A 19,570-nucleotide genomic window follows, 5' to 3' on the forward strand; every position below is an offset into this window, starting at 1 on the left:
CGTCGCTGCGACGCCGGGCGAGCCCGGACGCCAGGGAGATTCGAGGGGGAACTATGAACCTGTCAACGATGCTGCGCGGCGTCCTGCTGGGCGTCTGCCTGGTGACTGCCCAGGGTGCCGCCGCCGCGGCGCCCGGGGAGGATGACCCGGGCCGGGCGCCCACGGATGTGGACTACCGCTGGGGGCTGGAAATCCCCGTCGCGGAGGGCATCACGCTCAACGGCACACTCTACCGGCCGGCGGATCATGGCGGCGCGCCGCTGCCGACGATCGTCACCATCACGCCCTACATCAGCGACCGTTACCACCCCGACGCGCAGTACTTCGCCCGGCATGGCTTCGCCTTTCTGGTCGTCGATACACGGGGCCGCGGCAACAGCGGCGGGACCTTCCGCCCGCTCGACCTGGAGGATGGCCTGGACGGCCGCGAGGTGGTCGAGTGGATCGCAGCGCAACCCTGGTCCAACGGCAGGGTGGGCATGCGCGGCGGCTCCTACGGCGGCTACAACCAGTGGGCGACGGCGCGCCATTTCCCGCCGCACCTCGCGACGATCGCCCCGGTGGCGGCGCCCTACCACGGTGTGGACTTTCCGATGGAGCGCGGTGTGCAGCGCCCCTACCTGATCCGCTGGCTGACCCTGACGAGCGGCCGCACCGCGCAGAACCGGAGCTTCGGCGACAGCGCCTTCTGGGAGCGCAAGTTCCTGTCCTACCATCAGCAGGGCATCCGCTTTCTCGACCTGGATGAACACGTCGGCAATCCGAGCGACCTCTTCGACGCCTGGGTGCGGCGGCCGCTCATGGACGACGACTGGCGCGCCCGGGTGCCCTCCCCGGAGGAACTGGCGCGCCTCGACCTGCCGGTCCTGACCATTACCGGGTACTACGACGGCGACCAGCCCGGCGCGCTGGCCCACTACCGGGCGCACATGGCGCACGGCAGCGCGGCGGGCAGGGCAAAGCACTACCTCGTACTCGGCCCCTGGGATCACGCCGGCACGCGCTTTCCGAAGCAGACCGTGGGCGGCCACGAATTCGGTGAGGCGATGCTCTTCGACGCCTTTGCCCTGGACCGGGACTGGTACCGCTTTACGCTCGGCTCCGGTGACCGGCCCGCGTTCCTGAAGGACCGTGTCACCTATTTCGTTGCCGGCGCCAACCGCTGGCGGGGTGCCGCCTCGCTCGACGCCATCAGCGATGGCAACCTCGTGCTGACCCTGGGCTCGCCGGCCGCGCGCCACGACCTCTTTCACAACGGCACTATGTCGACGGAAGGCCCGGCGTCGGGCATGGCGGCGTCCGCGTACATCTATGATCCCCTTGATACCCGCAAGGCTGAGCGGCCGCCCGCTGATGATTACATCATTGACCAGGCAGAAGCGGTGCAGACGGATGGCGACGGGCTGCTGTTCCACTCGGCGCCTTTCGAGGAGCCCAGGGAGATCAGTGGTGTGCCGCGCTTCGAGGGCTGGTTCGAGATGGACGTGCCTGATACGGACATCAAGGCCACGCTCTACGAAATTCTTCCCGACGGCACGAGTATCGCCCTGTCGGGGCAGACGCTGCGGGCCCGTCACAGGGACGGCGCGGACCGCGAGCGGATGATGCAGCCCGGCACCGTCGAGAAGCTGGTGTTCGACCAGTTCTACTTTTTCTCACGGCTCGTCGGCGAGGGCAGCCGGCTGCGTCTTTTCCTGCGGCCCGCCAACACGCTGACCGACCAGCGCCATTACAATGCGGCCACGCCGGTACACCTGCAGACACGTGCGGACGCGCGCACGGCGACCGTGCGACTGCACCACAGTGACGACTATCCGAGCCGCCTTTATCTGCCCACGGTGAGCGACGGGGCAGCGACAGCAAAGGGAGATGATGACGCATGAGCAGGGACAACTATTTGTATCGGCTATGTCGGTCATGTCGGCTATATCGGCTGGCGGGCCTGTGCGCGGGCATGGCGCTGGCGGTTGCGGTGACGGCCGCGCCCGCGGCTGCAGCCATGGAGCTGGAAGCGGTGCTCTCCGCACCCATGGCCAGCCACCTCGTACGCTCGGAAGCCGGCGACAGCATCGCCTGGGTGGAAAACCGTGCCGGCCGTCGGAGTGTGCATCTCGCCAGCGCGCCGGACTACGCGCCCCGCGAAGTCTTTGCGCTGGACGGCGACCGGGGCGAGCCGCTGTCGGCGCTGCGGCTTTCCACTGACGGCGCGCTGCTCGCCTTCGCCCGCGGCGGTGGCCCCAATGCCTTCGGCAGCAACGCGAATCCGGCCAGTCTGCCGCGCGGCGGTGTCCGGGAAGTGGTGCTGCTGCGTACCGCTGACGGGGCGACCGTCAGCCTCGGTGAGGGCAGCCCGGCGGCCTTCTCGCCCGATGGCGCAATGCTCCTGCTCGAGCGCAGCGATGGCCTGTACCGCATGGCGACCGCCGACGCCTTCCGGGAGGAGGCGCCGGCGCCCGATGCGCTGCTGACGCTCCAGGGCAAGACAAGTGGCGCAGTATTTTCACCCGCCGGTGATCGCATCGCCTTCGTGAGCGCGCGTCGCGCCAATCACAGTCTCATCGGCGTGCTGGACCTTGCCACGGACGCGGTCACCTGGATCGCCCCCAGCGCCTGGCAGGACGAGCAGCCCACCTGGTCGCCCGATGGCAGGTCGGTGGCGTTTCTGCGCCGGCGGCCCCTGCTGATCGGCGAGCGCCTGGACATTACCGCCGGTCACCCCTTCCGGATCATGGTGGCCTCGGCAGACGGCGGCAGCGTGCGCGAGGTCTGGTCCACCGGCGAGCCGGCCTCGGGGCTGGCGCAGTTCCTCTACGGCCGCACGCTCTGGTGGCCGCAGGCCGATCGGCTGCTGTTCTACTCCGAGCACGACGGGTTTCTTCGCCTCTACGGCCTGCAGCCGGTCGCCGGTGCCGAGGCCGGGGCACTCAGCCCCGCCGCCTGCGAGGTTCTCGGCCTCGATGTGGCGCCGGCCCGCGATCGCGTCGCCTTCGCCCACAACTGCGGCGACACGAACCGCCGGCACGTGGCCGCCGTGAACCTCGCCAGCGGTGAGCTCACGGCACTCACCGAAGGCGAGGGCATCGAGGTCGGTCCCCGGCTTCTCGCCGACGGGGGCGTAGCGGTGCTCGCCGGTGACCATCGCCTGCCCATGGCCGCGACCCTGCACAGCGAGGATGGCAGCGAGCGCCGGCTGACGGCGCCGCCCCCTGCGGCGTTTCCCGCCGACCGGCTGCAGGCACCGGAGCCGGTACGGATGACCGCGGCGGATGGCGTCGAGTTGCACGGGCAGCTGTTCCGGCCCCCGGGCGAAGGCGGCGAGCACCCGGCCGTCATCTTCCTCCATGGCGGGCCGATCCGCCAGATGCTGCTCGGCTGGCATGACCGGGGCTACTACGCGAACGCCTACGGGATGAACCAGTACCTCGCCAGCCGGGGCTTCGTGGTGCTGTCGCTCAACTACCGGGCGGGCGTCGGCTACGGGCGCGACTTCCACCTGGCGCCCGCTACGGGCCCGCGGGGGGCGAGCGAATACCTCGACGTGCTCGCCGCGCGGCAGTATCTCGCTGGCCTCGACACCGTCGACGCCGGCCGCATCGGCCTCTGGGGCGGGTCCTATGGCGGCAACCTCACGGCACTCGCCCTGGCGCGCAACTCGGACCTGTTTGCCGCGGGCGTCGACCTGCATGGCGTGCATGACTGGTCCCTGCCCATGCCGGGTGAAGAAGGGCGCTACTGGGGCCTTACGGACGACGACAAGCCGGAAGCGAGGGCATCCTCGCCGATCGCCCATATCGACGGCTGGCGCTCGCCGGTGCTGCTGATCTCCGGTGACGACGACCGCAACGTCCGCTTCGACGAGACCGTGGACCTCTACCATCGGCTTCTCGACCGGGGCGTCGATGCCCGCGTGCTGGTCCTGCCCGACGAAGTGCACGGCTTTCACCGCCACGACTCGTGGCTGAAGGCCTACGACGAGACGGCGGCGTTCCTGGCAGAGCACCTGGGGGCGGCGGTCGGCGAGGGCGCCGAATGACCGTCGCCGCGGAAGCGGGCACCGCCCGCCGGCTCGCGGAACTCGACAGCAGCGGCTTCACGATTATCGAGGGCTTCCTGGATCCGGCGCAGCTGGCGCGCGTGAATGCCTGCTATGACGCGTGGCTCGGTGGCCACCGTGGGCGCAACAATTTCGAGGGCGCGCACACGGAGCGCATCTACACGCTCGTGGCCCGGGACCGGGTGTTCCAGGATATCGTCGAGGACCCGCGCATCCTCGCGCTCTGCGATGCCGTCCTCGAGCCGAACTACCTCCTCACCGCGAGCCAGGCCATCGTCATCGGCCCCGGCGAGACGCCGCAGCCCTGGCACACGGACGATTCCTTCTACACGATCCCGCGGCCGCGGCCCATGGTCAGCCTGTCGACGATCGTCGCTGTGGAGGACTTCAGCGCCGGGAACGGGGGCACCGAGGTGATTCCCGGCAGCCACCGCTGGAGCGATGCCGAAGTCGCGGGCTATTACCGGCAGGGCGACAGCGAGGAGGACCCGGCGCTGGCTGGCCGGCTCGAGGCCCTGGCACAGCCGGTCGTCATGCCGGCCGGCAGCTGCCTCGTCTTTGCCGGCACGCTGCTGCACCGCGGTGGCGCCAATGGCAGCGAGCGCACCCGGCGGGCTTTCTCCAACCAGTACTGCCAGCCCTGGGCACGGCCGCAGGAGAACTTCTTCCTCGCGATTCCGCCGGCGCGCGTGCGGACGATGTCGGCGCCGGTGCAGTCGCTGCTGGGCTATTCCATCCACCCGCCGTTCATGGGCCAGGTGACCGCGTACCATCCGCGCACGGCGCTTGAACCGGGCTGGGTGCCGCCGCTCGAGCGCGACGGGAAAACGCGCTGAGCGCTCAGCCCCAGAGTTCAGGCGTCGGCAGGCCGACCCGGCCGCCGTCGCGGTAGTCGAGCCCGTGCTCGATGTCGCCGGCCAGGAGCAGGGGCCCGTCGATGTCCACGAAGCGGCAGTGCTGGCCGATGACGTAGCCGGGCGCCATGGACAGCGACGTGCCGGTCATGTTGCCGACCATCAGCGCCATGCCCGCGTCCTGTGCGGCCTCCACGAGGGCCAGCGCCTCCGTCAGCCCCCCGCACTTGTCGAGCTTGATATTGAGCACATCGTAACGGCGCGCGGCGGCGTCGAACTCGCCGAGATGCAGGCAGGACTCGTCGGCGCCCAGGGGCACCGGTGAGCGGAAGCCCTCCAGCGCCTCGTCGGCGCCCCGCGCCAGGGGCTGCTCGATCATGGCGATGCCCAGGCGTTCGCAGTGGGGCAGGTACTCGCGCAGCTCGTCGAAGCTCCAGCCCTGGTTCACGTCGATGACCAGCGCCGCCTCTCGCCGCGCCGCGCGCACCGCCTCGAGCCGCTCGATGGGCCGGTCCGCGTCGAGTTTCAGCTTCAGGTGCGGGAAGCGGCGGGCGGCTGCGGCGCGCTCGGCCATGACCGCCGGCTCGGCGATGCCGAGGGTAAACACGGTGGTGAGTTCCTTCGGTGTCATGCCCAGCAGCGCCCAGACAGACCGGCCTTCGGCCTTCGCCCGGTAGTCCCACCAGGCGCAGTCCAGCGCGTTGCGCGCGCCGCCCGGCGGCAGCAGTGCCTGGATAGCCGCCCCGTCGAGGTCGCCCAGCGCGTCGGCCACGGTTTCGAGCTGCGCGGCCATGCTTTCAGCTGTCTCGTCCAGGTAGTACACGCCGACCGCCTCGCCGCGGCCCGAGACACCACCGTGGCTTAGCGTGACGCGGACCGTCTCGGTGGTCTCGAAGACGTGACCGGTAATGACGAAGGGTTTTTCCAGGGGAAAGGAAACGATGTCGACCTTGAGTTCCATGGCGGCTCCGGGTTGCTCAGAGGTTGTCGAGGATGGCGGCGGCGCCAGTGAACAGCGGGTCGACCGCCGGCAGGCCATAGCGCTTGCCGAGACGGGCAAGGTACTCCCGGCGCTCGCCCTCCGGCAGCGTCGAGGTGTTCACGCTGATGCCCACACAGCGGATGCCGGGGTTGGTCAGCGCGCCGATCTGCAGGGTGCGCTCGATGACATCGCCGATGCCCGGCAAGGGCATGTGCGGCCAGCCCTCGACCTGCTCGCGGCCGGCGGCGTGGCAGACGACGAAGGCGTCGGGCTGGGAGCCGATGAGCAGGCCGTGGCTGACCGCGGCGTAGCCGGGATGGAAGATGCCGCCCTGGCCCTCGATCACGTCCCAGTGGTCCGGCTCGTTGTCGGGAGACAGGACCTCGGCGGCACCGGAAATGAAATCCGCGACCACGCAGTCGATGGGCACACCCTCGCCGGCGATCATGATGCCAGTCTGCCCCGAGGCGCGGAAATCCGCTTTCGCGCCGGCGGCGCGCAGGTCCTGTTCGAGCTGCAGCGCCGTGTATTTCTTGCCGAGCGCGCAGTCCGTACCCACCGTGAGCAGGCGCTTGCCGGGGCGCTTCTTCCCGGTGCCCACGGGCAGGTCCGGCGGTGGCGTGCGCACATCGACGAGGCGCGCACCGCCCGCTGCGGCGGCGGCGGCCAGCTCGGGGATGGACGCCAGCTGTGTGTGCAGCCCGGCGACGATATCGATACCGGCCCGCGCCGCCTCGGCCAGGGTGGCCACCCAGGGCGGAGGGATGCTGCCGCCGACCAGCGCGGTGCCCACGACGAGCGAGCCGACGCCGGCGCTGGACGCTTCCGCTACGCTCATGTCTGGCAGGCCCAGGTCGCAGGCTTCGCCGCTCAGCCGCAGTTGGCCGGCGCAGTGCTCCCGGCGCCAGTCGACGATGCCGCGGCCGGTCTTTGCGTAGGTGACCCGGGTCTCGTCGCCGACGAAGATGAGGTAGGGCGTGTTCAGGGCGATGCGTTGCATGGGACTTCCTTGGTGGGGCGGAGCAGGATGCGCCAGAGACCGATGGTCATGAGCGGCGCGATGAGCACGGCGATGAAGACCCAGCTCAGGAAGCCGTAGCCCCGGGCAATGAGGTCGACGATGCCGAAGGTCGTCGCGCCGTAGATGGAGAGTAGCAGTAGTGACCCGGCAACCGTCGGCCGGGCCCAGCGCGGCAGCGCGCGGCCGCGCTCCTGGGCCTGCACGTCAATGCGTTCATTGATGGCGTGCAGCACGCCGGCGCCGGTCTCCACGAAGGTGCCGAAGACCACCAGCTGGAACAGCGCCTGGACCCAGGGCAGGTCGAGCTGCGCCATGAGGAACAGAGCGGGTACCGGCTGCGCGACGATCGCCGGGTAATAGGCCAGCATGGCGGTGTAGAACAGGAGCGCGGGCACGATCGCGATCACCCCCGTCATGATCCCGGCGCCGACGGCCTGGCGGCGCGTTGTCAGCAGCGTCATGCAGAACAGCACGGCGGGCAGGCTGATGTTGTAGGCCGCGTAGCGCGTGCCGGAGAGGGCCCAGCTGCCCTCCTGCGCCGGGGGTTCGCGCAGGCTTTGGGCGATCGTATCGCCGTGGGCGGTCAGGGTCAGCGCGAACAACAGCAGGTAGACCGCGTAGAGCAGCACTGACCAGCCGGCGAGAACCCTGCCGATCAGCGCCGAACCGTAGAAGGTCAGGGTGCCCACCAGCAGCATCATGCCGACGGTGCCGGTGGCCGGTGGAAGGCCCAGGGCGTCGCTCGCGAGTTCGCCGGCGGCGGAGCCGACGACGGCCAGGATGAGCACGACCAGCGCAAGGTAGGCGACTTCGTAAAGTACCCAGGCCGGCCCGAGAAGGCGGCGGCAGAAGGTGCGGTAGTCGTGGGCGCCGGCCTGGCGCGCGAACTCGTAGGCGGTGGCCATGACGGCAGCGAAAACGAGGCCCGCCACGAGCAGCCCGAGCAGGCCGGGCAGGGGGCCGAGGGCGAGAAAGAACGTCACCAGCTCCCGTCCCGTTGCGTAGCCGCCGCCGATGATGACGGACTGGAACACCAGCCCGGGCAGCAGGTAGGCGCGCCAGTTCACTTCACCCGTTCCTTCGGGGTGGCGCTGCCCGGGCCCGACGAGACCGTCAGGAGCGGGCGCAGCGCAGCGGCGAGGGCGGCCCTTGTCGCATTGATTTGTTGTCTCATCCGCCAGCATTCCCTTGTGGCCCCGGGCTTGCCAATGCCTGCACGGTGACCGCCGGAGGCGCCGCCAGCTTACCATAAAATGTTGCAGGAACAACAAAATCGTCCTGCGCCGGTCGCGGTGCTAGACTCCCGGGAGTGCGGCGTGTGGATACCCGTCGCGGGCAGGACCGACACCGCAAAGGAGCGCAGGGTGCTTGCACCGATCCCCGACAAACCGGCGACGACCCTGACTGAGGGGCTGGAGCCCGCGCTGCAGATCAGCTACGACGTCACCGTCGTTGCCAACCTGATGGCTTTCGCCGAGGACCGCAGGAATGCCGCCCGCTTCGGCATCAGGACCCGCGAGTGGCGGGTGCTCGGTGCGCTCGCCCGTCTCGGTCCCCTCACGGCGGCGGATATCGTGCGCATCGTGCGCCAGGACAAGGGTTCGGTCAGCCGGGCGGCGGCAAGCCTCGAGAAGCGCGGGCTGCTCGCGCGCCTGGAAAACCCGAGGCACGCCCGCAGCCCCTTTCTCTGGCTGACCCGGGACGGCAAGGCGCTCGTCGACGAAATCTGGCCGGTGTTCCGCCAGCAGGCCCGGGAGCTGACCGCCGGGCTGAGCGAGCGGGAAAGGACGCAGCTGTGCCGGCTGCTCGAGAAACTCCGCCTGCACGCCGACGGCGTGCGGAGCGACAATACGGTGTCTGCCGCCACCGGCAGGCGCTGACCGCGCCACCGGGACGCGGGACCAATGGAAAAAGGAAAGGTTTCTATCATGCGTAGACTCGTCATCCTGCTCACGGCGCTGCTGCCCATCTTCGGTCACGCCGACGACGCGCTCGACCGCGCCCATGCCCAGCTTGAAAAGCACCCGATCATCGACGGCCACAATGATCTGCCCTGGGTCATCCGGGAACACGGCGGCGATGTGGAGCGCTGGGATCTCTACGGCGACGTGCCGGGCGATACGGATATGGCCGGCCTGCGTGCCGGGGGCATCGGCGGGCAGTTCTGGTCTGTCTTCATCCCCGCGACGGATGCCATGGGCGAGGAGGGTTTCGCGAAGACGCAGCTTGAGCAACTGGACATCGCGCGGCGCATCCTCGACAAGTATCCGGAGGAGTTTCCCTACACGGGCACGGCGGACGACGTCGAGGCAGCCATGGCCGAGGGGCGCATCGCCTCGCTCTTCGGTGTCGAGGGCGGCCATGCCATCGAGAACTCCCTCGGGGCGCTGCGGATGTACTATGACCTCGGTGCCCGCTACATGACGCTGACGCATTCCCAGAGCAACGACTGGGCCGACGCGGCGGGGCAGGATGAGCACGGCGGCCTCACGGAGTTTGGCCGTGAGGTGGTCCGGGAGATGAACCGCCTGGGCATGCTCGTGGACCTGTCCCACGTTTCGCCGGCTGTGATGAACGATGCCCTGGATGTCACGAGAGCGCCGGTGATTTTCTCCCACTCCAATGCCCACGCCCTGACGCCGCACCGGCGCAACGTTCCAGACTCGGTGCTTAAGCGGATGAAGGAAAACGGTGGCGTTGTCATGGTCTCCTTCGTCAACGCCTTCAACACGCCGGCCTTTGCCGAGTGGGAAGCGGGCTTTAAGACCTATCGCGGCGACGTCGACTGGGGCGAGCCCGGCTACGACGAGGCGCTGCAGGCCTACTCGGCGGAACACCCGCTCCCGAAGGCCACCGTCGCCGATGTCGCCGACCACCTTGAGCACATCGTTGCCGTTGCCGGCCACGACCACGTGGGCATCGGTGCGGACCTGTTCGGCGAGCCGGACTGGATGGTGCCGGCGCTCGCCGAAGCCAGCGACTACCCGAAGCTGTTCGCGGAACTGATCCGCCGCGGCTGGAGCGAGGATGAACTGGCCCGCCTGGCCAACGGCAATATCCTCCGGGTACTGCGCGCCGCCGAGGCGGTGGCTGCAAAGCTGCAGGCGGACAGCGACCCGAACCTGGCGACGCTCGACGCCGACTGAATCAGTCCGGGGCCAGGAACCCGCCGGACTGGTAGTCCCAGAGCCGCTTGTAGATACCGCCCCTGGCCAGCAGTTCGTCGTGGCTGCCGGTTTCGACCACCCGGCCCTGCTCGAGGACCACCAGCTTGTCGAGGGCGGCGATGGTCGACAGGCGGTGGGCGATGGCGAGCACGGTCTTGCCCTCCATGAGCTCGTAGAGGCTCTCCTGGATGGCGACCTCGACCTCCGAGTCCAGCGCCGAGGTGGCCTCGTCGAGGATCAGGATCGGCGCGTCCTTGAGGATCACCCGGGCGATGGCGATGCGCTGGCGCTGACCGCCGGAGAGCTTGACGCCGCGCTCGCCAACCATGGCGTCCAGGCCCCGGTTGCCCTTCGCGTCTTCCAGCGTCTGGATGAAGTCCCAGGCCTTCGCCCGGTGGATGGCACTCATGAGCTCTTCTTCCGTGGCATCCTCGCGGCCGTAGAGGATGTTCTCGCGCACGGTGCGGTGGAGCAGTGAGGTGTCCTGGGTGACCATGCCGATGCTCGAGCGGAGGCTCTCCTGGGTGACCTTGCGCACGTCCTGGCCGTCGATCTCGATGCGCCCGCTGTCCACGTCATAGAAGCGCAGGAGCAGGTTCACCAGCGTCGACTTGCCGGCGCCGGAACGGCCGATCAGGCCGAGCTTGGTGCCCGCCGGGATGTCGAGGTCCAGCTTCTCGAAGACTGCCTTGCTCTCGCCCCGCACTCCGCCGTAGGAGAAGTCGACCGAGCGGAAGGCAATGTGCCCGGCCGGGACGGCGAGGGGCTGCGCCCCCGGCGCATCCTGCACGGCGATGGGCCGTGACAGCGTGCCCATGCCGTCCTGTACCGTACCCAGGTTCTCGAACAGGTCCGACACCTCCCACATGATCCACTCGCTGATGCCGGTCACCCGGAGGCAGAGGCCGATGGCGGCCGCGATGGCGCCCGGGGTGATAGCGCCGTTCAGCCACAGGTACAGGGAGGTCGCGCCCACCGTGAGCACCATGACGGCGTTGTTCAGGATTACGGCCGTATCCATGATCGTGACCAGCCGCATCTGCGGGTGCACGGTGCCGAGAAACTCCTCCATGCCCTCGCGGGCGTAGGCGGACTCGCGGCGGGCGTGGGAGAAGAGCTTCACCGTGGCGATATTGGTGTAGGAGTCGGCCACGCGCCCGGTCATCAGCGCCCGCGCATCCGCCTGCCGCTCCGACACCCGCTGCAGCCGCGGCAGCACGACCCAGAGGATGGCCACGTAAAGTACGAGCCAGGCCGCCATCGGTACGGCCAGGCGCAGGTCGATACCGGCGAAGAGCACGAGCACCGACACGAAATACACCACCACGTAGACCATGATGTCCAGCAGCTTGATCACCGTCTGCCGCACGGCCAGCGCCGTCTGCATCACCCGCGTGGCGATGCGTCCGGCGAACTCGTCATGAAAGAACGACAGGCTCTGGCGCAGCAGGTAGCGGTGCGCCAGCCAGCGCACGATCATGGGAAAGTTGCCCATGAGCGTCTGGTGCAGGAGGAGAGACTGCAGGCCGATCAGCGTGGGGTAGGCGGCGAGGATGCCGAGGGCGAGCCAGAGCAGTTCCCGCCCCTCGCCGGCGCGCACCTCGGCCGGGCTGAAGTCACCGAGCAGGTCGATGACATCGGCGAGTACGTCGAAGAGCGCCACCTCGACAATGGCGATGGCCGTGCTGAACACGGCGAGCAGGAGCAGCCAGGGCTCCAGGCCGCGCGCGTAATGCCGGCAGAAGCGGTACAGGGAACGCGGCGACCGGTCCGGCGCGGCCGGCGGGAACGGGTCGACCAGCTGTTCGAAGAAGCGGAAGGGCATGGCTTATTGTCGGCGCTGGCAACGGGGGTGGCAATCGCCGCCCCGGGAGCACCGGGGCGGGCAGTTCAGCGCAGCGCCGCTGACGCGCCGTGGTAACTGATGCGGTAGATCGCGTCCGCGTGGTCGTCGGAGACGAGGAGCGCGCCATCCGGCGCCTGGATCACGTCCACGGGGCGCCCCCAGTAGCGGTGCTCCGGCGTCAGCCAGCCGTCGGCGAAGATTTCGTAGCCGGTTGCTCTGCCGTCCTCGATGACCGCCCGGTAGAGGCGGTAACCATCCGGCGGGTTCCGGTTCCAGGAGCCGTGTGCGGCGATGAACAGCTGGTTTTCGTAGCTCGCGGGGAACTGGTCGCCGGTGTAGAAGTGCATGCCGAGCAGGGCATTGTGCGCCGGGAAGGCAACGGCCGGAGGCGTGAAGGCCGATGGGTCCCGGTCCGTCGGGTACTCGCTGTCGGCGAGGTCTGCGCCGTAGCGGTGCGGGAAGCCGAAGTGCAGGCCGGGGGCCGGCGCGTGGTTCAGTTCCTCCGGCGGCCGGTCGTTGCCCCACATGTCGCGGCCGTTGTCGGTAAAGAACAGCTCGCCGGTTTCCGGGTGCCAGTCGAAGCCCACGGTGTTGCGGATGCCCCGGGCGTAGACCTGCTTGTCGCTGCCGTCGGCTGCCAGGGAAATGATGGTTCCGTAGTCGCCGTCGACCTCGCAGGTGTTGCAGGGTGCGCCGACCCCGACATAGAGGCGGCCATCAGGGCCGAAGCGCAGGTACTTCCAGCCGTGGTGCAGGTCCGTGGGGAAGCTGTCGTTGAGGACCACCGGCGCGGGCGGATCGTCGAGGTGCTCGGCGATGTCGTCATAGCGCAGGAGGCGGCTGACCTCGGCGACATACAGGTCGCCGTCGCGCACGGCCACGCCGTTGGGCACGTCGAGACCCGTGAGCAGCACCTTCACCTCGTCGGCCACGGCGTCGCCATCGCGGTTGGTGATGGCGTAGACCGTGTCACGCTTGTTCCAGCCGCTGTCCGTGCGCGTGCCGACGTAGAGGGTGCCGTCCTCGCCCAGGGCCATGGAGCGTGCGCCCTGAACGCCGGTGGCATAGAGGCTGATCGCGAAGCCCGGCGGCAGCTGGATAGCCCCGAGGCGGCTGGCCGGGTCGGCATCGATGGGGTTGCGGGCGACGGTGCGCTCCTCGCCGTGGCTGGTCATGGCGAAGGCGGCGAGGGCCAGCGCGATCAGTCGCTGTCGGGTGCTCATGGCAGGTCTCCGGTGGCGGGGAAAGGGCGCCATTGTAATGGTCCGGGGCATCATCAGCGACCGCGGCTCTTGAGTCGCGACGAGGCTGCCGGTAGCTTTGACCCCTTGCGGCCCGCTGTCGGGCCTTTTCGTCTGGAGACCTGCCCATGCTGCGTGCCCTTTATCGCACCTTCTGCCTTGCTGTCGCCTTCTGCGGCGCTGCACTGACCGCGCCGCTGGCGTTCGCGGTTGACCCCGTCCTGCTCGACGGCCTCGAGTACCGCCTCATCGGCCCCTGGCGCGGTGGCCGCGTCACCGCGGTAACCGGTGTGCCGGGCAACCCGCAGCTGTATTACATGGGCGCCGCCGGCGGCGGCGTCTGGAAGACGGAGAATGCCGGCGTCAGCTGGGAGAACATCTCCGATGGCGAGATCCCCGTCGGCACCATCGGCGCCGTCGCCGTCGCCCCGTCGGACCCGAACGTGATCTACGTCGGCACCGGCGAGGCGCCGATCCGCGGCGTGACCACCAGCCAGGGCGAAGGATTGTGGAAGTCGACCGATGCCGGCCGGTCCTTCAGCTTCATGGGGCTGCCGAAGGCCGGACAGATCGCGAAGATCGAAGTGCATCCGACGGATCCGGATACCGCCTGGGTGGCGGTGCAGGGACAGATCTGGGCGCCCAGTGAGGAGCGCGGCGTCTACCGCACCCGCGACGGCGGCGAGACCTGGGAGCAGGTGCTCAAGGTCAATGCGAGCACCGGCGCCACGGACCTGTCGCTCGACCCGACCAACCCGCGCATCCTCTACGCCGGGCTCTGGCACCACGGCCGCAAGCCCTGGTACATCGAATCCGGCGGCGAGGGCGGCGGCATCTACAAGTCCACCGACGGCGGCGACAGCTGGGAGAAACTCGAAGGCGGTCTGCCGGGGCTGATCGGCAAGGTAGGGCTCGATGTGTCCGCCAGCCAGCCATCGCGCATCTACGCCGTCATCGAGGCCAAGCCCGGCGAGGGCGGCCTCTGGCGCAGCGACGACTACGGCGAGAGCTGGCAGCACATCAACCCGCACCGGGTGCTGCACACGCGGGCCTGGTACTACATCCACCTCACCGCGGACCCGAACGACCCGGATACGGTCTGGGTGCTCAACGTGCCGCTCATGAAGTCCATCGACGGCGGCGAGACCTTCAGCAAGGTCTCCACGCCCCACGGCGACCACCACGACCACTGGATCAACCCGAACGACAGCCGCAACATGATCAACGGCAACGACGGCGGCGCCACCATCACCTTTGACGGCGGCGAGACCTGGTCGCCGATCGACAATCAGCCCACGGCGCAGTTCTACCGGCTCATCACCGACAACCAGGTGCCCTGGCGTCTCTACGGCGGCCAGCAGGACAACTCCACCGTCTCCATTGCCGCCTGGGCCTGGGACGGCGCCATCGGCCGCGACGACTACCACGCGGTGGGCGGGGGCGAGAGCTCCCACATTGCCTTCGACCCGGACGACCCGACACTCATCTATGCCACGACCATCAACGGCACGCTCACCGAGTTCAACGAGGCGAACCGGAAGAAGCGCTACATCGTGCCCTACCCGGAGCGGGTCTACGGTCAGGACGCGAAGGACCTCAAGTACCGCACCAACTGGAACGCGCCGGTGATCACGTCGCCGCACGACCACTCGGTGATCTACTACGGCACCCAGTACCTGCTGAAGAGTACGGACCGTGGCATGAGCTGGGAGCAGGTCAGCCCGGACCTCACGCGCAACAACCCGGAGCACCTCGGCCGCAACGGCGGGCCGCTCACGCCCGAGAACGTGGGCGCGGAGTTCTACCACAACATTTTCTACATCGTGGAGTCTGAGCGGGAGGAAGGCACCATCTGGGTCGGTGCGGACGACGGCCTCCTGCATCTGACCCGCGACGGTGGCGAAAACTGGACGGACATCTCCCCGCCGCATCGCGGCGAGGCGATGATCAATGCCATCGAGCTGTCGCCACATGCCGAGGGTACGGCCTACGTGGCCGTGACCGGTTACAAGCTCAATGACTTTGCGCCCTACATCTACAAGACCACGAACCACGGCAAACGCTGGCGGCGCATCGAGAGCAACGTCCCCGACGGCGCCTTCGTGCGCGTCGTGCGCGAGGACCCGATGGTGCCCGGCCTGCTCTATGCCGGCACCGAAAAGGGATTGTTTGTTTCCTACAATGACGGCGACGACTGGCAGCCCCTGGATCTCAACCTGCCGGCGGTACCGATCACGGACCTGCGCGCGCGCGAGGATGCGCTGGCCGTCGCTACGCAGGGCCGCGCCTTCTGGGTGCTGGATGATCTCTTCGTGGTGCGCCAGGCAGCCGCGGCTGATGCGGCCGCGCCGGTCCAAGTGTACGCGCCGCCGGCATTGGCCATGGGCCGCCCGGGGAGCGGCGCGGGTGACTTCGAGGGCGAGAATCCGTCGCCGGACCTGCCTGTCTACTACTACCTTGGCAAGGACCTTCCGGCCGATACCGCGCTCGCGATCGAGGTGCTCGATGCCGACGGCGCGGTGATCCGCCGGTACAGCAGCGAGGAGACAGACCACGATCGCTGCCGCCTCGACAACCAGGACCCGAGGCGGCCCTTGACGATCGACTACCCCGCCACCGATGCCGGCCTGCAGCGCTGGGACTGGGATCTGCACCGGGAGGACGTCAGCTGCATTGATAATCACACGCTGTTCGAAGGCTACGGCGGCCCGCCGGTGGCGCCCGGGCACTATACGGTCCGGGTGAATGCCGGTGCAGCCTCGGCGAGCGCGCCCGTCGAAGTGCTGCCGGACCCGCGCTCGGACGCGACGGGCGAGGAACTTGCGGCCTGGGTCGCGATGCAGACGCGCATCGCCGCCATGCTGGAAGCGGTCCTCGGCGCCCTGGACGGCGCCCGCGAGGCACGCGCCCAGGTGCAGGGGCTGCTGGCCGCCCACGACGACCCGGCACTCGCCGAGTGGGGCGAGGCCGCCATCGCGGCCATCGACGCCTGGGAGCCGGAGATCACCGAGCTGCGCCACGAGACCTTCGAGGATGAGGATGCCTGGGTCATGCAGCTCGACGGGCAGCTGCGTCACCTCCTGGACGTGGTCGAGGACGGCGGCGCGCCGGTCACCGACGGCGCCCGGGAGCGCCTGGCCGATCTTGAGGCCCGGTGGAACGCGCTGCGCGCGGAGCTGGCCCGGATCGAGGCCGAGTACCTCGCGCCGATCAACGGCTGGGCGGGGGATCACAAGGTGCCCCACGTCCTGCCCCCGCTTGCCGCGGAGGGATGATGGCCGGGCAGGGCGCTACCGGCGCGGGAGCGCCTAGGCGGGGGCCGCCGCGAGGTCCTCGCGCAGGCTCCGCCCGGCCAGCCAGAAGTGAAGCGCCGACCAGGTCATGACCGGCGGCAGCACGTAGAGCATGGCGTAGCGCAGGCTCTCGCTGCCCAGGGTCGGCGCCAGCAGGTCACTGACCAGTCCCACCGTATAGGGCCCGGCACCGAGCCCGATGATATTGATCACCAGGAACAGCAGGGCCGAGGCGGTCGCCCGCATGCGCGGGCCGACGATGGCGTGCGTCGTTGCGATGGTGTTACCGAGGTAGGTCTGGAACAGCAGACCGGGGACGATCGACATGCCGAGGGCGAGGTAGGGGCCGTCGACGAGGTAGACCGCGGCCATGAACGGGACCGCCACAAAGCCGGCGATGCACGGTACCCACGTGTACCAGCGCTGGTCCCGGGGCGCCAGCCGGTCCGCCAGCATGCCCCCGAGAAACACGCTCACCGCGCCGCCGAGGCCGATGATTGCCGCCAGCCAGGTGCCCAGTTCACCGGTCGGCATCTGGTAGCTGCGGATCATGAAGGAGGCGGTCCAGTTGGCGATGCCGTAGCCGCAGAAGGCATTCAGGCCCGCCCCCAGCGCCATGTGGATGAAGGTGCGCCGCGTGCGCAGCACCCGCAGCACCTCGCCGAAGGGCACCGGGTCCGGGTTGGCGCTGGTGTTGTCGTGCAGGCCGCGAACCGGCTCGCGCAGGGTCAGGCGCAGGAGTAGGGCCAGGGCGACACCGGGAACACCGACGACCAGGAAGGCGACACGCCAGCCGAAGAACTCGTTCAGCCAGCCCCCGGCGAGGAAGCCGAAGAGGATGCCGATGTTCACGCCCATGGAGTAGAAGCCGATAGCCGTGGCGCGCCGGTTCGGCGGGAAGATATCGGAGATCATCGAGTGCGAGGGCGGGCTGCCGCCGGCTTCGCCGACGCCGACGCCGATCCGCGCCAGCAACAGCTGCAGGAAGTTCTGCACGTAGCCGCTGAGCGCCGTCATCCCGCTCCAGATGAACAGCGACAGCGCCACGATGTTGCGCCGGTTGCTGCGATCCGCCCAGCGGGCGATGGGAATCCCGGCGGTCACGTAGAAGATCGCAAAGGCAAAGCCGGTGAGAAGCCCGAGCTGGCTGTCCGACAGCGACAGCTCGGCCTTGATCGACTCCTGCAGGATCGCCAGCAGCTGCCGGTCGATGAAGTTGAAGGTGTAGACGATGGTCAGCAGCCCCAGCGCATACCAGCAGGCCGTAGCGCTGCGATAGGGGTTTTCGGGTGGGTCTGCAGGGGTAGCCGTCGGTTGCTCCATAGCACTGATCCTGTCTTTTTATCGTTGTTCCTGCTCTGCTGGCGCACCAGAAAACTGTGCGCCGCAGGGTGTCGGCACTCGCCTGGTGCCCTGGGCCGGTAACCGCCAGCCTGGAGGTTAGCACGGTGATGCCTCGGCGGGGATGTCGTCGCGCCTGCGGGCCGGAACGCGCCCCGGAGCGTGATCGGCACCCGGCACCCGGGGTAGGCATCGCCGTGACGGGGCTGCTATTATCGCCGCCCCGTCACGGGATCTCACGGAGGGGTGCCGGAGTGGTCGAACGGGTCTGACTCGAAATCAGGTGTACGCGCGAGCGTACCGTGGGTTCAAATCCCACCCCCTCCGCCAACTATCGGCTCTAGGCTCTACCCCATTAACGGGGGATGGACCGGTTCTCACTAAACCCGCTTGCATAGGTTATCCGATCGGCCGTCAGGGTCGCTCGGTCAGCCAGCTGAAAAACTCCACTGTATAGCCTCCCGGGTCGGCGACGAGGAAGGCGCGGATCGGAGTGTCCGTGCGGTTCGCGAGCGGTGTCAGGATCTCGATATCGTCGCGGTCCCGCAGGCGCTCATACCACGCGTCCACGTCGGCCGTGACAATGCTGAGCATCACTGCGTTCTCTTCCCGGACCCGGTGGTAGGCCTGCTCGCCCTCGCGCACGATGCCGACGATCGAGTTGGGCGTCAGCCGGAAGAGGCGTGCCGATGCGGATTCGTGGACGGTCTCGAGCCCGAGCGCGCCCGCATAAAACGCCGCCGCGGGCCCGAGGTCCCGGTAGTACAGCATGATCACCGTTTCCTCGATCGACGGTGCAGCCGGGGGTTGTGAAGCGCTGGCCGTGAAAGCTCCCGGAAACGGGATAGTCGCACAGCTAAAGGCGCATGCCGCGAGAAGGGCCCGGCAGCGGTGCGATGAACGGGATCGCTCGCGGTCGTTGAACGGTTCCGCCGTCATGGCCGGTGCCTCGCAGCGCAGGGAAGTGCCAACGCCGGACGATAGGTCATCGAGGCGGAGAACGCCACTGTCGCTGCAGCGGGCCGCGACCTCCGCGGGGCAGCCGCCGCGCGGGACCGGCTAGTGCAGGGTGGCGCTTTGAACCGGCAGGGGGCGGGGCCCGGGTGGGGCCGTTCGGCTGCCCATGGCACTTTCGACCTGCCCCATGCCGCGAAGCGTAAGCTGGCGGCAGGCATTCAGGGCGGCCGTGCGGTCGGCACCGTTTCGCGCAAGGTGCTCGACGAGCGCGCTGGCGCCGGAGATCACCACGATCGCCAGCCGGGTCTGGCGCAGCTGCACCAGCAGTTCAATGAGCTGCTGCGCTGTTTCCTGGTACCGGCTTACGAGGCCGGCGTCTGCCGCGGGGCTGGCCATGAGGTAGATGCCGGCTGCCTCGAGGGCGGTCCCCGCCTGGCGCACACGCTCGGGCGTCGGCACCGGCCGCCCGGCATGCAGCCGCGCATGCAGGTCGAGCCATAGCGAGCGTGCTGCCTCCGTGTCTTCCAGCAGTGCCTGTCGGTGGGTTTTGCAAAGGAATTTCAAGCGCATGGTTGCCCCCGTTAGCTGGCCCATCCCGGGCCGACAACATCAAGATAATGCGAACAATTCGCATTTGCAATTGATCCGGATCAAATCCCGGTCAATCATCGCGGGCGGTCGGGTCACTGCGCGTTCGTTGTCGCCGGGCATGGCTTTGACCCGCCTGCCGCACCGTTTTGTTATATGCTCTCGCGCGACGGACCAGCGCTCCGCGGCGCGGGTCACGATAGCAACGGGGGGGAGCGATCCGCAC

Annotated in this window: 14 protein-coding genes and 1 tRNA gene; 7 read left to right on the forward strand and 8 right to left on the reverse strand. The window is 68.7% G+C overall.

The features are described 5' to 3' along the window. Positions 1–53 precede the first annotated feature (53 nt). The 3 genes from ACX93N_RS10770 (at position 54) to ACX93N_RS10780 (ending at position 4,890) form a co-directional block, all read left to right on the forward strand. Positions 54–1,883: a CocE/NonD family hydrolase gene (locus tag ACX93N_RS10770; protein ID WP_459428421.1), complete on the forward strand. Its 1,830-nt coding sequence runs from the start codon at positions 54–56 to the stop codon at positions 1,881–1,883. A 71-nt stretch (positions 1,884–1,954) separates the two neighbouring features. Continuing rightward, on the forward strand, positions 1,955–4,033 hold the full coding sequence (locus ACX93N_RS10775; protein WP_459428422.1) for a S9 family peptidase: 2,079 nt from the start codon (positions 1,955–1,957) through the stop codon (positions 4,031–4,033). After that, positions 4,030–4,890 carry a phytanoyl-CoA dioxygenase family protein gene (locus ACX93N_RS10780; protein WP_459428423.1) on the forward strand — a complete coding sequence of 287 codons (861 nt, stop codon included), beginning with the start codon at positions 4,030–4,032 and terminating at the stop codon, positions 4,888–4,890. The genes ACX93N_RS10775 and ACX93N_RS10780 overlap by 4 nt, the downstream gene beginning before the upstream one ends. Before the next feature lie 4 nt (positions 4,891–4,894). Here ACX93N_RS10780 and ACX93N_RS10785 read toward each other — a convergent pair whose 3' ends face one another. The 3 genes from ACX93N_RS10785 to ACX93N_RS10795 are packed head-to-tail and all read right to left on the reverse strand — an operon-like array spanning position 4,895 to position 7,978. Beyond that, entirely contained in the window at positions 4,895–5,869 is a 975-nt protein-coding gene (locus ACX93N_RS10785) for a dipeptide epimerase (protein ID WP_459428424.1), read from the reverse strand. 16 nt (positions 5,870–5,885) lie between these two features. Next, positions 5,886–6,890 carry a DUF1611 domain-containing protein gene (locus ACX93N_RS10790; protein ID WP_459428425.1) on the reverse strand — a complete coding sequence of 335 codons (1,005 nt, stop codon included), beginning with the start codon at positions 6,888–6,890 and terminating at the stop codon, positions 5,886–5,888. Continuing rightward, complete coding sequence (locus ACX93N_RS10795; RefSeq protein WP_459428426.1) at positions 6,872–7,978, reverse strand: YkvI family membrane protein; 1,107 nt, start codon at positions 7,976–7,978, stop codon at positions 6,872–6,874. The genes ACX93N_RS10790 and ACX93N_RS10795 overlap by 19 nt, the downstream gene beginning before the upstream one ends. Before the next feature lie 297 nt (positions 7,979–8,275). Here ACX93N_RS10795 and ACX93N_RS10800 point away from each other — a divergent pair, with 297 nt between their 5' ends. Continuing rightward, positions 8,276–8,791 carry a MarR family winged helix-turn-helix transcriptional regulator gene (locus ACX93N_RS10800; protein WP_459428427.1) on the forward strand — a complete coding sequence of 172 codons (516 nt, stop codon included), beginning with the start codon at positions 8,276–8,278 and terminating at the stop codon, positions 8,789–8,791. 48 nt (positions 8,792–8,839) lie between these two features. Further along, positions 8,840–10,057: a dipeptidase gene (locus ACX93N_RS10805; protein WP_459428428.1), complete on the forward strand. Its 1,218-nt coding sequence runs from the start codon at positions 8,840–8,842 to the stop codon at positions 10,055–10,057. A gap of 1 nt (position 10,058) precedes the next feature. On the opposite strand, the gene ACX93N_RS10810 is transcribed toward ACX93N_RS10805, so the two are convergent. Next, the gene (locus tag ACX93N_RS10810; RefSeq protein ID WP_459428429.1) at positions 10,059–11,903 is read right to left on the reverse strand and encodes an ABC transporter ATP-binding protein; all 1,845 of its coding nucleotides are present in this window, start codon (positions 11,901–11,903) and stop codon (positions 10,059–10,061) included. 65 nt (positions 11,904–11,968) lie between these two features. Continuing rightward, a complete protein-coding gene (locus tag ACX93N_RS10815) occupies positions 11,969–13,147 on the reverse strand; it encodes a PQQ-dependent sugar dehydrogenase (RefSeq protein WP_459428430.1) in 1,179 nt (392 codons plus the stop codon). Between the two features lie 146 nt (positions 13,148–13,293). On the opposite strand from ACX93N_RS10815, the gene ACX93N_RS10820 reads away from it, so the two are divergent. Continuing rightward, positions 13,294–16,440, forward strand: coding sequence for a VPS10 domain-containing protein (locus ACX93N_RS10820; protein ID WP_459428431.1), 3,147 nt, complete (start codon positions 13,294–13,296; stop codon positions 16,438–16,440). A gap of 33 nt (positions 16,441–16,473) precedes the next feature. Here ACX93N_RS10820 and ACX93N_RS10825 read toward each other — a convergent pair whose 3' ends face one another. Beyond that, a complete protein-coding gene (locus ACX93N_RS10825) occupies positions 16,474–17,781 on the reverse strand; it encodes a spinster family MFS transporter (protein WP_459428432.1) in 1,308 nt (435 codons plus the stop codon). Between the two features lie 258 nt (positions 17,782–18,039). On the opposite strand from ACX93N_RS10825, the gene ACX93N_RS10830 reads away from it, so the two are divergent. Next, positions 18,040–18,129 (forward strand) — tRNA-Ser (locus ACX93N_RS10830). A gap of 84 nt (positions 18,130–18,213) precedes the next feature. Here the strand turns inward: ACX93N_RS10830 and ACX93N_RS10835 are convergent. After that, positions 18,214–18,570 carry a VOC family protein gene (locus ACX93N_RS10835; protein ID WP_459428433.1) on the reverse strand — a complete coding sequence of 119 codons (357 nt, stop codon included), beginning with the start codon at positions 18,568–18,570 and terminating at the stop codon, positions 18,214–18,216. A gap of 288 nt (positions 18,571–18,858) precedes the next feature. Continuing rightward, a complete protein-coding gene (locus ACX93N_RS10840) occupies positions 18,859–19,326 on the reverse strand; it encodes a hypothetical protein (protein ID WP_459428434.1) in 468 nt (155 codons plus the stop codon). Positions 19,327–19,570: the final 244 nt, after the last annotated feature.

The organism is Pseudohaliea sp., from assembly GCF_054552115.1.